General features: G+C 38.3%; 13 protein-coding genes and 1 pseudogene. 8 read left to right on the forward strand and 6 right to left on the reverse strand.

The features are described 5' to 3' along the window. Positions 1–78 precede the first annotated feature (78 nt). Complete coding sequence (locus AC1DVK_RS22950; protein WP_477627462.1) at positions 79–966, forward strand: MBL fold metallo-hydrolase; 888 nt, start codon at positions 79–81, stop codon at positions 964–966. Positions 967–1,023: 57 nt separating this feature from the next. Beyond that, positions 1,024–1,219: pseudogene (locus AC1DVK_RS22955) on the forward strand (dihydrofolate reductase); the annotation flags it as partial. Between the two features lie 272 nt (positions 1,220–1,491). On the opposite strand, the gene AC1DVK_RS22960 reads toward AC1DVK_RS22955, so the two are convergent. Both AC1DVK_RS22960 and AC1DVK_RS22965 read right to left on the reverse strand, forming a co-directional pair. Continuing rightward, positions 1,492–1,956, reverse strand: coding sequence for a hypothetical protein (locus AC1DVK_RS22960; protein WP_061462576.1), 465 nt, complete (start codon positions 1,954–1,956; stop codon positions 1,492–1,494). A gap of 644 nt (positions 1,957–2,600) precedes the next feature. Further along, positions 2,601–2,768, reverse strand: coding sequence for a hypothetical protein (locus AC1DVK_RS22965; protein WP_477627453.1), 168 nt, complete (start codon positions 2,766–2,768; stop codon positions 2,601–2,603). A gap of 502 nt (positions 2,769–3,270) precedes the next feature. On the opposite strand from AC1DVK_RS22965, the gene nhaC reads away from it, so the two are divergent. Then, positions 3,271–4,692 (forward strand): Na+/H+ antiporter NhaC, encoded by a 1,422-nt coding sequence (gene nhaC / locus AC1DVK_RS22970; protein ID WP_061462578.1) that lies wholly within the window; start codon positions 3,271–3,273, stop codon positions 4,690–4,692. Between the two features lie 88 nt (positions 4,693–4,780). Here the strand turns inward: nhaC and AC1DVK_RS22975 are convergent, their stop codons facing one another. Next, positions 4,781–6,040 (reverse strand): transcriptional regulator, encoded by a 1,260-nt coding sequence (locus tag AC1DVK_RS22975; RefSeq protein WP_477627454.1) that lies wholly within the window; start codon positions 6,038–6,040, stop codon positions 4,781–4,783. A 104-nt stretch (positions 6,041–6,144) separates the two neighbouring features. Between AC1DVK_RS22975 and AC1DVK_RS22980 the strand changes: the two genes are divergently transcribed. From AC1DVK_RS22980 to AC1DVK_RS22995, 4 genes are all read left to right on the forward strand, one after another. Beyond that, positions 6,145–7,254 (forward strand): mandelate racemase/muconate lactonizing enzyme family protein, encoded by a 1,110-nt coding sequence (locus AC1DVK_RS22980; protein WP_477627455.1) that lies wholly within the window; start codon positions 6,145–6,147, stop codon positions 7,252–7,254. A gap of 14 nt (positions 7,255–7,268) precedes the next feature. Next, on the forward strand, positions 7,269–7,985 hold the full coding sequence (locus AC1DVK_RS22985) for a GNAT family N-acetyltransferase (protein ID WP_410862128.1): 717 nt from the start codon (positions 7,269–7,271) through the stop codon (positions 7,983–7,985). 228 nt (positions 7,986–8,213) lie between these two features. Continuing rightward, complete coding sequence (locus AC1DVK_RS22990) at positions 8,214–9,623, forward strand: processed acidic surface protein (protein ID WP_477627456.1); 1,410 nt, start codon at positions 8,214–8,216, stop codon at positions 9,621–9,623. Position 9,624: 1 nt separating this feature from the next. Beyond that, positions 9,625–10,245: a class D sortase gene (locus AC1DVK_RS22995; RefSeq protein ID WP_477627457.1), complete on the forward strand. Its 621-nt coding sequence runs from the start codon at positions 9,625–9,627 to the stop codon at positions 10,243–10,245. A gap of 78 nt (positions 10,246–10,323) precedes the next feature. On the opposite strand, the gene AC1DVK_RS23000 is transcribed toward AC1DVK_RS22995, so the two are convergent. Next, a complete protein-coding gene (locus tag AC1DVK_RS23000) occupies positions 10,324–10,722 on the reverse strand; it encodes a DoxX family protein (RefSeq protein WP_477627458.1) in 399 nt (132 codons plus the stop codon). Between the two features lie 158 nt (positions 10,723–10,880). After that, a complete protein-coding gene (locus AC1DVK_RS23005; RefSeq protein ID WP_477627459.1) occupies positions 10,881–11,363 on the reverse strand; it encodes a hypothetical protein in 483 nt (160 codons plus the stop codon). An 8-nt stretch (positions 11,364–11,371) separates the two neighbouring features. On the opposite strand from AC1DVK_RS23005, the gene AC1DVK_RS23010 reads away from it, so the two are divergent. Then, complete coding sequence (locus tag AC1DVK_RS23010) at positions 11,372–11,740, forward strand: hypothetical protein (RefSeq protein WP_477627460.1); 369 nt, start codon at positions 11,372–11,374, stop codon at positions 11,738–11,740. 898 nt (positions 11,741–12,638) lie between these two features. Here the strand turns inward: AC1DVK_RS23010 and AC1DVK_RS23015 are convergent. Then, positions 12,639–13,220 carry a YitT family protein gene (locus AC1DVK_RS23015; RefSeq protein ID WP_410862131.1) on the reverse strand — a complete coding sequence of 194 codons (582 nt, stop codon included), beginning with the start codon at positions 13,218–13,220 and terminating at the stop codon, positions 12,639–12,641. Between the last annotated feature and the right edge of the window lie 433 nt (positions 13,221–13,653).

The following is a 13,653-nucleotide window of genomic DNA, read 5'->3' on the forward strand; positions in this document are numbered from 1 at the left end:
ATGAAAAATCGAATGGGTACATTTAAGGGATCAAAGCATTTCCGGCTGAATCAAGTCGCTTAGGGTATATTTGCAGCAATTTCGGTCCCAGGTACCGGATCTTTAGGGAATGCAACAATCATTGATCTAGGTAATTCAACGCTTGTGGTCGATACCTTCACGACAATACAGGCTGCAGAGGATTTGCAGGCGGCTGCAATATACCTTACTGGAAACCCAGTTTCCTATGTAATCAACACACATTGGCACAGTGACCATACAAGCGGGAATCAACTGTTTAGCCCCAAGGCACAAATAATTTCTATATCTATTACACGTGAAATTATGGCTGTATTTGGAAAAAACAGGGTAACACAGCAGTTGTCAAACCCGGAACCGATTTATCAGGCTATTGAAGATTTTGAGGTAAAAATACAACAAGAGACAAACGAAAAACTTAAAAAGGAAATGCAATGGGAAAATGCTAGTGACCGTGAGTACATGAAAACACTCCCTAATTTGATATATTCACTACCAACGATAACTTTTGATCAACAGATGAGTATTCATGGTAGTGAACGGATCGTACAACTTATCACGTATGGTGGCGGTCACACGCAAAGTGATGCATTCGTGTACATACCTGAAGAAAAAACTGCCGTAATGGGGGATCTAGTACTCTCGAAGCATCATCCTGTAATGATTAATGCAAATCCTCAGGAATGGCTAACTATTTTGGAGCGAGTTGAACTTCTTGGTCTAGAAACTATCATACCGGGGCATGGCGAAATTTGCTCAATGAAAGAACTTCATGAAGTGAAAGGTTACATAAATGATATTCTTACATTGGTGACGGAGTCCGTCCAAAGTAAGAAAAGTATTGATGATATATTAGTACCAAAAGCTTATCAAGACTGGTACTTTACTACATATTTTAAGACTAATTTGAAAAATATTTATGATTTAATCACTAAATCAGCGGATTAAGAAGAGTGTAAAAGAATATTAAAGCTAGCTTTTGTTGAACTCCCTAAGGTAATTCACATCATATTGGATAGAAAGAACCTTGAGTCAATCGGAAGGGCTTTACCTCACAAAGGAATATTATTTTGACAATAGACATAGATTTTACTTTGACGGTTGTGAAAATGCCCATACAATCGAAGATGTTTTTGAGTTATGTAAAGATGAAGAAGAGATTTTTATTTTTGGGGGAGAACAGATTTATAAGGCTTTATACAGCTAACGGGTGTGTTAGCTGATGATCAGAGCTGTCTTTAAGGCATCTTACTTCAACTAGAAGTTGCTGGTTTATGGTGAATAATTATAATACATGTATTGTTCTAATAGCCTTAAAGCCTTGGTATTGCTGAGTTTCTCAGTACCAAGGCTTTTTTGCATAATAAAAGGGAAATAGCAGGCTGAACACAATTTGACAACAATTGTGTAGAGAATCTTATCTCTATATGGCATTTAAAGTGGATCCAATATTTATTCTAGATTCATTGGAACTTATAAACGTTCGCCATAAAGTTCTTTTTCTTCATTTGGATGAAAAAGAGTGAATCCTTTTGAACAAAACACAAACCTTCTATCTATCTCGAATCCAGCTTTATTCAAAATTTTAACTGTCCCCTGTGAACCAGTTCCAGCATACCCGCAACTACAACCAGATAGGTGTAGCTCATTTCCTTTTTTGTCTATAAGGATGAGATCGCTATCGACCAAAATATTGTCTTTATTAATTTCTTTAACAATTTTTGCAATTTTAAAACGGTCAAATTGATCTTTAACTGCTTCGAATAACGCAATACTTTTATTGGTAACACCGCTATCTTCACCGTAATCTTTTATGACCAATACTTCCCGCTCATATGATTTCTTATATAGATGGTACTTTTGATATGTGACGTCATTAATTTTACAAATAAGTGGATTATCACCATTCGGTTTTTTATTCGTGGATTTATTAAACATTGCGCCCCTCCTAAAATAGTTATTTTATTAAGTTTATTAGGAGAAAAAGAGATTAGTACTAAGAACCTGATAAGAGGCAAATTTTTTTATTTTTGCTTCTCGTTTAACTAAATGTAAGAAGAATTAGTATTAAAGATGTTAAGGAGTTGATGGGAATGAATCGTGATACCTTTAAGGAGTGTGGATGGAGCTGATAGAAAGGGAGTAAAATTAAAACACCTAAAAGCCGCGCTTTTTCAATGTATATCTTTTTAAAGTAATGAACATTCATTATGCTAATAACGATTTCGACTATTGCAAACATTATTATATCGATCAGATTATTTTCATCCATAGAAAATGATAGGGTGCGGAAATTTCAATATATGTATAAGCAATGAAAAATAAAGGTATTGGCCATAAGTTGCTACGTAAAAATAGTGGAATCGTTAAGCTAATAAAGGGTAAGAAAAAACCAAAATCTTCTCTACTTCTCTTTTTATAAATATTGATTAACACGGAGATTACAATCACGTTGATAATTATAGTAAAAAATTAGGTCAATAACTTCATAGAAGGAAGGTTAACACTTGGAAAATCCTATTAACAAATACGGTTGTATGGACTCGTAGCATGACAGACTATTCAACAAATCCGTAGATTGTCTACGTATTTCTCCATTCAGTTGCATACTTCCTTTGATATTTTGTATGCTCTTCTTTTTCAACCAAATTCAATGCGATTTGCTTTATTTCCTCATCTTTTATTTCAATAAACAAATTCCTAAGTCCTTGGCTATGTCTTGCTGTGACGAATTTTTTCTCTTTTGTCACTTCCAAAAACCAATGGGAAATCCCCTAGCATTCTTTTCTCAGGGTCACTTTTTGCCAAACCAGAAAGAAATTGGACAGCCCTCGATCCTCGGTGGCTATCAGAATGTGTTAAATCCAACTTCAATTGTTCCCATACTTCATAAGCCCAGTCCACCTCTTCTTTGGTAGATGCAAGAATATGATTGTAGGCTTCGTATTGTAAGTCCTTATCTTGAGAAAGTAAATTTTCCGATGTAGGGGCAAGGGTATTCTCGTATTAAAAGACTTAGAAGATCAATTCTTAAACTGCTGTTGTTACTGCAGGGTTTTGTTTGGTAACGATAGGGGATGTTCAAACGATTCTCTAAAGAGACTCAATTTTCAAAAAAATCAATTGACGAATATCCATGGAAATATTATGATGATTCTATTAACGGCTATTTAACGACGTGTTATTTGTTTTTAAATAGTTATCAAAATACTAGAGTCATTCAATTAACCTTAAAAACAAAGGGGATGCTTTATGAAAAAAGAAATGTCATTCGGTGTTGCAATAATACCGCTCATCGTCATGATTGTAATGATGGCAATTACGGTTGTCTGGCTGGAACAGGGTCCACATATTCCACTTATTTTAGGAACATCAGTTGCAGCTATTGTTGCTTTGTGTTCTGGATATAAGTGGAGTGAAATTGAAGAGTCTATGTACAAGGGGATACGTCTCGCTCTGCCGGCAGTCGTCATCATTATTCTGGTAGGGATGGTGATTGGGGCTTGGATGGGCGGAGGAATTGTTGCCACCATGATATATTATGGTCTCAAAATCCTCACACCTTCGTTTTTTCTTGTAAGCATCTCGGTTATTTGTGCAGTGGTATCATTGGCTATCGGTAGTTCGTGGTCAACTATGGGGACTATCGGTGTTGCTGGGATGGGGATTGGACTAAGTATGGGAATACCTGCGCCAATGATTGCTGGGGCCATTATTTCAGGCTCATATTTTGGTGATAAAATGTCACCGCTTTCAGACACGACGAATCTTGCATCCGGGCTGACAGGAACAGATTTATTCGTGCATATTCGCCATATGCTCTACACCACGATTCCGGGCTTTATCATTGCCTTGGTCGTGTACGCCATTCTTGGGAGGGATTTTGGGAAAGGAGATATGGATGCTGCGAATATTGAACAAACGATCCGTGTTTTACAGGATAGCTTTGTCATTTCCCCATTCCTATTGATCATTCCGTTAATCGTCATTATTCTTGTTGCTAAAAAGGTTCCAGCCATTCCAGCATTGATAATAGGGGTCTTGCTCGGTTTCTTATCACAAATTTTCATACAAGGTGGCAACGTGGCTAATGCAATAGCAGCTTTGCAAAGCGGCTTCGTGATTGATACGGGCAATAAAATGGTCGACAAGCTGTTTAACGGCGGCGGATTGGATTCAATGATGTACACCGTGTCAATGACCATTGTTGCGATGACATTTGGTGGAATCCTTGAAAATACAGGCATGCTTCAAGCGATCGTAAAGCAAATATTAAAATTTGCAAAAACATCAAGAAGTATCGTAGCATCAACGGTCTTATCATGCTTTGCGACGAATATTACATGCTCAGAACAATATATTTCCATCGTGATTCCTTCACGTATGTATGTAAAAGCTTATCGTGATAAAGGATTACACTCGAAGAACCTATCCCGCGCACTTGAGGATGGCGGAACATTGACTTCGGTATTTGTTCCTTGGAATACTTGCGGAGTATTTATTTTAGCTACACTTGGTGTGCATGCATTCGATTATGCACCATATGCGATTCTGAATTTTATCATCCCGGTTATTTCTATCATTTATGCGATGACTGGCTTTACAATTACGAAATTGACAGAAGCTGAAATTCAAAGTATCAAGAAAGAAGAGGAAGCAACTCTTCCAATATAACTTGCCGAACTTTTAATGGGACATGCTCCAAAGCAGGAGCCCTTCGAAAAGAGGGTTCCCTCTACGAGAACCTTTCTTTTCTTAGGATTTAGTATACTGGAAAATTAAGTTCATAAACAGCTCGGGGACGCCCTTTTGAATAGGTCATTTCTTCTCCAACGATGGTCACATGACCATGATCGGATAGTTTTTTTAGAATTCTTTCTGTGGTACGACGGGTCACCTGTAAATAATCCTCTAGTTCAGCAGCTGTGAATTGGACGGATTGGCGGGAATGACTGAACTGGATGATTTTAGATATGTTTGCAGGGCTCAATTTTGTCTGTTTGGCCACCTGAAGAAGTTCGGGATGATCGTTTTTCAAGCGTTGCTGTTTAGCATGCTGTGGAAACGGGCCAAGCAAATCTTTGTCTTCTGTGAAAATGTATCCGCATTTGTCATCACTATGTTTTTCAGCAAAACCGAGGGCAATCTTTGCATGTCGATCTGCATCCATAATAGTTGAACCATATCCGAAACCAATCGTGCCCTTTTTCTGTAATTGGGCAAAAAAATGATTCAGCCCGTTTCTGTTCATCAATGATTCGATATCACCACGGGTGCTGTACAGTATGAAATGGCAGTCTTCAAGTAACTGGACGGAGGCTTGAATTTCATGTGCCAACCCATCTACCAGTTCATGAGCGTTCGCTTCTTCCGATATGACATAGCAAACGGCAATTTGTGAAGACCTGCTTTTAATTAGGTCTGTATGGGCTTTAATATCCTGCAGTGCTTTAAAAATGGAACTTTGAGGATCAACCATGCGCATGGCAGGTACACCAATAAGCTGCAGTTGATCAAATACAGAATGTACGCTTGTTAGTGCAAAATCAATGAAACCATCTTTCCAAAGTTTTTGATGATAACAAGTGATCAGTGAAATGTCAAATGAGTCCTTAAGCATTTCCTGGTAATCCATAATGTAGCTTGTATCCATCTCGATTTCGAGGTCAGCTAATACGTTCGTGACAATGGAGGCTTGGCTAACATCGATGGAAATTCGGTGAGGAGAGATTTTTTTATGATATAGCACGGATAGTAAGGAAGAAGCGACCGACATCTCATCTTGTGCTAAATAAAAAGAAGGAACCGGAAGATGCTCATGATATTTTTTTGAAAAATAGTACGGCAACGCCCCTGAAAACAACACAGCATCACACGGCTTTAGAGTTTTTATAAGCAGACCGGCCTCAGTAGGTTTCTGATATATATAGGCGTCAAAGTCAATTTCAGCAATTTCCGATGTTATGGATTCAATTCTTTCGATAAATTCAGTGGAACCAATGACAGCAATTCTTGTATTCATTGTTAACCTCCTGGTGAATGAGCTAATGTATTCCTAAATAACGGTGTATTAACGACAACTATATCAAATTCGGACAATATTGTGAATCGAAAGGGAGTTTAGAAATGAAAATTACAGCGATCCACCTATATGCGATCCATCTGCCTCTTAAAGAGCCATTTGTGGTTAGTTACCATACCTACAAATTTATGCCATCGATTCTTGTAAAAATAGAGACGGATGAAGGGATTGTTGGGTACGGGGAAGGTGTGGCAGACGAACATGTGACAGGTGAGACTTTGGAAGGGACCTACCAGGTGTTGAAAAATACGCTGGGACCCATACTGTTAGGCAGGAATCCATTTGAAATCGAAAGTCTACATGATTTGATGGACAAAACGATTTATGGAGCCCCTACAGCTAAGGCGGCTATCGATATTGCTTGCTTTGATATCATGGGTAAGAAACTGGGGCAGCCAGTCTACCAGTTAATAGGGGGGCGTTATCATGAGGAGTTTCCGATTACCCATGTCTTAAGTATAGCCTCTCCCGAAAAAATGGCAGAAGAAGCGGCTGCTATGGCCGATAAGGGCTATCAGTCATTTAAAATGAAGGTTGGCACCAATGTCAGTGAGGATGTGGCACGTATTCAAGCTGTGCGCGCCCGTGTGGGTGAGAATATCGCTATACGAGCAGATGTTAATCAAGGGTGGCGGAACAGTGCGGTAACTCTTATAGCGATTGATCAATTGCGTGAATGCGAGCTTGATTGGCTTGAACAACCGGTAGCTGCAGATGACATCGATGGAATGGTTGAAATAAAATCGAAGTCTACGATCCCGTTGATGATTGATGAGGGGTTAAAGGGCACCCGGGAAATGCGTGAAATTATCCAGAAACGAGCAGCCGATAAAGTAAATATTAAACTGATGAAATGCGGTGGCATATATCCTGCGGTAAAGCTTGCCCACCAAGCGGAGCTTGCTGGGTTAGAATGCCAGATAGGCTCGATGGTTGAATCTTCTATTGGATCTGCAGCAGGATTCCATGTAGCTTTTTCCAAGAAAGTGATCACAAGCGTAGAACTCACCGGTCCATTGAAATTCTCAAGGGATGTTGGAAATCTATTCTATGATGTGCCATATATAAGATTGACTGAAAATCCAGGATTAGGTGTACAGATAAATGAAGAAACGCTAGTTGAATTAACTGTTTTTCAGGATGTTATCCGATAAAAGGGGGAGCCACTTTGGAATTGATTTATGAGGGAACCATCAAAAAGGAATGGGAACATCACAAGCGGTTTGAGGTCAGAAAATTAGTGTTGGAGGATTTAATCGATATATTGCAAGTCCAAGAACAGATCGTTCAACATTTGAACGATAATGGTGTGCTTCAACCGCTTACCAAGGAAGAGTTTCAATATATTCTAGAAGGAAATGGACTGATGATTGGAGCATTCGTTTGTAAAGAATTAATTGCGTTCCGGGCGTTGCTGGCTCCTCCTATTGATGAGGATCATCTAGGTAGAGATATCGGATTGACAGAAAACGAGCTGTCGAATGTTATCTATCAGGAAATTTCAACCGTACTCCCTGCATACAGGGGAAATAAACTGCAACAGACACTTGCAACATTAATCATGAAGGAGCTGAACAATCACGAGTCAACTTACCGATATGTATGCTGTACGGTTGCGCCTTTTAACATCCCAAGTTTGAAGGATAAGTTTGCCCAGGGAATGGAGATTGCAGCATTAAAGGAGAAATATGGGGGGCAAATGCGTTATGTATTTGTCAAGGAATTGTCGGTAGTGGACGCATCTCATTGGCAGGAAATCCAGTTCATTGAGATGAATGATATTGCAGCCCAGCAAGAAATACTCGCAAAAGGTTGGCGTGGATTCAAAATGGAAGAACAGGAAGGAAAACAGTTAGTCTTTTATGGAAGTAAGCATACGAGTTAAAATCTCTTCGTAATTCTCGTTTGTTACTGAACTGCACCTCCAAGTGTTAGGTAAAATCTTACACTTGGAGGTGCTATTTTTTAGCATCAACCTCCAAAAAGAGGTTTTCTAAGCAAAGTAAGTAAAATATCATTTTTTCTAATTGGAAGAAATAACCTCGTTGTTAAGTTATGGTTAATACTTTATAATTTTCTAGAAATATAGAAATGTTATGAATAGGAGAAAAGTATGAAAAAACTGTTGACCATTTTACTTTCAATTACGATGTTAATTAGCTTGTTCCCACAATTAGCATCGGCAGCTCCAAGCAATAATTTTGAGCAGGAACTTACAAAGTATTTAAAAAAGGTAAGCGATGTAAGGGGATTTGAAGTAACGAAGGATGATATTGAAAGTTCTCTTTCTACATATGATGAGAGTATTAAAGACTTTCAATCTATTGATGATCTTAAAGAAACATTAGGCGAAGTTATTAAAGCAGATTTAAGTAATTTAGATACCATTTATGAGGATTATAACCTAACTAATGAAGGCCTAATTAAACTATTACACGATAATGGCGAAGAACTGGACGATTATATCTTTATCTGGGACCTGGATGAAGCTGTTTATTTCTATACAGAAGAGGGTGATTTTGAACAGGATCCAAATTTTGACCAAGATTTAGTCAAATATTTAACCAAGGTCAGCAAGGAAAGAGGCTTCGCAGTAACAAAGGACGATATCGAAGCATCATTAGACACCTATGATTTAAGTACTGAAGACTTTGAATCTGTCGAAGAGCTTAGCGAATTCTTAGGTGACGTCATAAAGGCAGACCTAAGCAACTTAGATTATTTTAATGAGAATTATGGACTGGATAAACAACCACTGCTTCAATTGTTAAAGGAAAATGGTAAAGATTTTAACGATTATATATACATAGATAATCTTGAAGAAACTGTTTGGACCATTACTGGCGGGGATTTGGAAGGAGAAGTTGCCGATGATCTTCTGCCTATTTTCGAGGGGGATCTCGGTCTAACGGAAGAGGAACTACAGCGACTTGAAGACCATTTAATAACTTTGGAAGATCATCTTTCAGATCCGGAAACAGTCAAGCGACTTGAAGAATTGGGCAACCGCATGATGGCTTTCGAGGATTTTGATGTAGCAACCGAGCTTACTGCTGGACAGATAGCTGAAATGACATCTATCTATGAAGAACTACTTTCCATCTTTAAGCTAAAAGTATCCTATTCCCTTGTGAAAAGCGGCTCGGAATCACCTGTATCCCTTTTGGATTTAATGAAATTGGAAGAATTGAAGGGTGCTAACTTGAAAATAGCCATATACACTACTGACGGGAAGTTCTTGGCTGATCTTTTGATTACGGGTGAAATGGTCGATTCTAACACTCTTACTAATGCGGGCCAACAATTAAAGGATTCTGCTAAAGAAGTGACAAGGACCATTGAAAAGGCACCAGTTGCTAAACCAGTAAAACAAAAAATCAGCACTATTAAGAAATCGGAACATCATACGGTAAAAGGAGCTAAACTTCCAAAGACCGCTTCCGATTATATCCCTAATGCCCTTTTAGGACTATTCATTGTCTTGTTCGGGAGCTTGATGTATCGAAAAATAAGGAAAGCTTAATATGAAACAATTTAAGAAAAAGCGGTTACTTCTGCTTTCTTGTACAATTGCTTTCATTTTATTTGGGGTTTGGTTTACCACATCCAATATGTATAAGTTTGCAAAAGGCTACTTTCTTTACAAGACTCATGCTCCAAGTAGCCAAGTAAAAGAAACTGTACAGAAACCACCAAGAAATGAAACAACAAAGAAAGAGCTATATCCTGTCCGCCCTAAAACGGGTGAAGAAATCGGGGAACTGTATATACCCAAACTAAAAGCAAAACTCCCCATTTTCCATGGAACAAACGAGGATGAATTGGAGAAAGGCGTTGGTCACTTTGCCGAAAGTGTGCTGCCAGGTGAAAATGACAATTCCGTTCTTTCCGGTCATAGAGATACGGTATTCCGTAAACTGGGGCAAGTAGGTGAAGGAGATTTGTTGATTGTAAGAACATCGGCAGGAGAATTCACATACAAAATCAACAAAGTTCGAATTGTAGATGAGGATGATCGTACCGTAATCGTACCAAAGCCACGAGCAACGCTTACCGTCAGTACCTGTTATCCTTTTGATTATATCGGGTCAGCACCTGAACGTTATATACTTGTCGCGTATTTGACTTCAAAAACAGTAAGTTAATCATCTAGAGCCCCAATAAGGAAATCCTATTGGGGCTCTATTAATATTATTTCCACAAATTCTATTTAACTATATTGTTTAGCAATTCTTATTGCTCAAAGTACTCGATGTAGCGGATTTTATTATTTTATGATGGTAAATATAAGAGCCGGCTATCAAAATATATCCGATAATGAAAAGCAGCCATCCACTGGCGGGGTCGCCCACTGATATGCTTGAATACATAGCACCCGTCAAATCAAATACAAAACCGGCATAAGCCCATTCCTTGATTCTTGGAAAGCCAGGAATAAGTATTGCCACGACACCTAATAATTTGGCAATGCCAATAAAGGGTAGGAGGTAGGTAGGATAACCTAAATCATTAAATAAAGCGACTGCATCGGGAGCAGACATTATATCCGGAATAGAACCCAAAACCATTAATGCCACCAAAAGCCCTGTAAAGATCCAATATATAATTTTTGTTTTTTTCATTTATTCTCTCATTCCCTCCCTTAGATTGACATTTTAATCATATTCCACATTCCTTTTTTTAATGCATTCTATAAAAAATTATTGAACTTTAACAGTCGTGGCCCGATTCTTGAAGAATCGCTTGACTGTAGACAGATTCGAAGAAAACTCCTGTTTGCCTACAGTTTTTTCTTGAGAAATATTCTGTTGATTTCAGAAATCCGCTCCAACGAGTCAACAGCCGAAATCATGGGGTGAAGCATGAATTCACGAGAAAATATGCTGAACTCACGAGTAAACGGCGCGAAATCATGGGTACAGCACGAATTCACGAGTAAATATGCCAAACTCACGAGTAAATGGCCAAAATTCACGAGTAAAACAGCTAAAATCACGAGTAAATAGCCAAAACTCACGAGTAAATGGCCAAAATTCACGAGTAAAACAGCCAGTCCCACGAGTAAACGGCGCGAACTCACGAGTAAACGTGCGAAATCATGGGTACAGCACGAAATCACGAGTAAATATGTTGAATTCACGAGTAAACATGGTGAAATCACGAGTAAATAGCCAAAATTCACGAGTAAAACAGCCAATCCCACGAGTAAACGGCGCGAAATCACGAGTAAACGTGCGAAATCATGGGTACAGCACGAAATCACGAGTAAATATGCCAAAATTCACGAGTAAACGGCGCGAAATCACGAGTAAACGTGCGAAATCATGGGTACAGCACGAAATCACGAGTAAACGTGCGAAATCATGGGTACAGCACGAATTCACGAGTAAAACAGCCAAACTCACGAGTAAACGGCGCGAAATCACGAGTAAACGTGCGAAATCATGGGTACAGCACGAATTCACGAGTAAATATGCCAAACTCACGAGTAAATGGCCAAAATTCACGAGTAAAACAGCCAAACTCACGAGTAAACGGCGCGAAATCACGAGTAAACGTGCGAAATCATGGGTGCAGCACAAATTCACGAGTAAATATGTTGAATTCACGAGTAAACATGGTGAAATCACGAGTAAATAGCCAAAATTCACGAGTAAAACAGCCAATCCCACGAGTAAACGGCGCGAACTCACGAGTAAACGTGCGACTGTCTGCCAAGCCTTCCCGCTGCAAGCTACTCCTGGGTCTCAGCTTGCCAGTTATTCGGCAGGAGTGTCGCAAATTTCTTCTGTCTAGTGAGGGTTGCATAAAACAGTAACCCTAATTTATCGAAAAAGCGATTCTTTATTAAGAATCGCTTTTTCTTAAGCTGTAAGAGCAGCTTACCTAGAGTGTGAATCAAAAAAATCAAGAAGTTTAAAAAGGAAAGGCTGAAAGAATCTCCATTATGTAATGTATAACTACAGCGTGTTTTTTATGGAGCGGAAATTTCATTACATTCCGGGCAAAATGTATATCGAAAGGGGGGGATATACTTGATTATGGTTTGCCCAATTTCGGGTTTTTCTGTGCCGGTATAAATTATTCATCTCTTTGGCAACCAATTATTATTGGTCTTGTACTAGCGATTGTCGGGGTTGGTATGGAATATTTCATATTAAAAAGTGGAACTTTATGGATGGGTGTTGGAGCGGATTTTGTAGCTACCGTTTTGTTTGGGCATTTTCTTTCAATCTATTATGGTATGGAATGCTTCAATCACTTTCAAAGGAGCAATTATTGTAGGAATATTACTTGGTGTAATAGTAGAATACTTTACTCACAGATTTTTAATTTCATAAGGGAAAGTCCAAAAGTCCACCGCTTAAGGTAATTTTGGAGTTACATTATTGTAAAAGGCAGTGCCTACTTTAGCATTGCCTTATTGAGGTAATTTTAAGGTTGAATAGCTTTGCCTTTCTGAAAGTGTTGCAGATATGAATAGTGTAAAACTGCGAACACTGTAATTGACCCTGTTGCAGCAATTTTAGGTAGGGCTTTATCTTATAAAAAAGTTTATTGACTTAAAAGAATTGATTAAAATGACGCATAACCCGATACAGGAAATCGTGATGATGGAATACATTAACTTTAAGTCTTTCAATATAATAATTCCCGCAATTACTATTAGTGAATCAATAATAAAAATAACAATTCCTGGATTAGTTGCTGTGCTTTTTGAGATTAATAGTGCTAGCAAATCCACTCCACCAGGGCTAATATGTTGTCTCAGCATAAAACCAACACCAATCCCAATCGTCATTCCACCGATAATGGCACTCGATATGATCGGTAGATGAACCAAACCGTTTAGTGGTGTTAGCCAATCAATAATGGTTGAAGTAAACGCTAACCCAAGGATGGCATTAAAGAAATAAGTCTTATCGTATAGAAGAGATAGAAGGTATATGGGAATGTTGATCATGATCATAGTATGTCCAACCTGGATTCCCCAAACATATTTGATTAATAAACTTATGCCAAATATCCCGCCATTTATTAGATGAATGGGGATAATAAATAAGTTAAGACCTACTCCAATGCAAAAACTTGAAAAAAGCAACGTAACAAACTTTTTCATAAAAAAATTCCCCTTGTCCAAATCATTATCTTAAAATATATGAGAGGAATCTAAATATATACTTAGCTGATTGGGAATTACGATTGCTATTTGTTCTTCATAAGATATTTTTAATTCACATGGGAGTACGCTAATCAAAATAAAGGCATTCTCGTTGAGGCCATGATGTAATTAGGGCAAAAAAAAGAGACTCTAAAAGGAGGCTGCTGAAAAACTCACGTTTTTCTAACTAGTACGGTAAATCAAATTAAAAAAAGACGATTCTCATTCGGTACTTGAATGGAAATCGTCTTTTTTTGCTTCTGTTTGTCACTTTTTTAGGCCATTAATTTCAATATTCTTTTCAAGTTAACGGTGAAAATAGCCATTGCTCCTTGTAATTCCATGCCAAGTAGACCCGAGGATTTTGCAACATCATACCCGTGCCTGTGTT

Source organism: Peribacillus sp. P4_B1, assembly GCF_056402395.1.

Coding starts and splice junctions, on each gene's coding strand:
- AC1DVK_RS22960 (WP_061462576.1), bottom strand. CDS start 1,956: ATGTTTAATAAATCCACGAATAAAAAACCGAATGGTGATAATCCACTT.
- nhaC (WP_061462578.1), top strand. CDS start 3,271: ATGAAAAAAGAAATGTCATTCGGTGTTGCAATAATACCGCTCATCGTC.
- AC1DVK_RS22975 (WP_477627454.1), bottom strand. CDS start 6,040: ATGAATACAAGAATTGCTGTCATTGGTTCCACTGAATTTATCGAAAGA.
- AC1DVK_RS22980 (WP_477627455.1), top strand. CDS start 6,145: ATGAAAATTACAGCGATCCACCTATATGCGATCCATCTGCCTCTTAAA.
- AC1DVK_RS22990 (WP_477627456.1), top strand. CDS start 8,214: ATGAAAAAACTGTTGACCATTTTACTTTCAATTACGATGTTAATTAGC.
- AC1DVK_RS22995 (WP_477627457.1), top strand. CDS start 9,625: ATGAAACAATTTAAGAAAAAGCGGTTACTTCTGCTTTCTTGTACAATT.
- AC1DVK_RS23000 (WP_477627458.1), bottom strand. CDS start 10,722: ATGAAAAAAACAAAAATTATATATTGGATCTTTACAGGGCTTTTGGTG.
- AC1DVK_RS23010 (WP_477627460.1), top strand. CDS start 11,372: ATGCCAAAATTCACGAGTAAACGGCGCGAAATCACGAGTAAACGTGCG.
- AC1DVK_RS23015 (WP_410862131.1), bottom strand. CDS start 13,220: ATGAAAAAGTTTGTTACGTTGCTTTTTTCAAGTTTTTGCATTGGAGTA.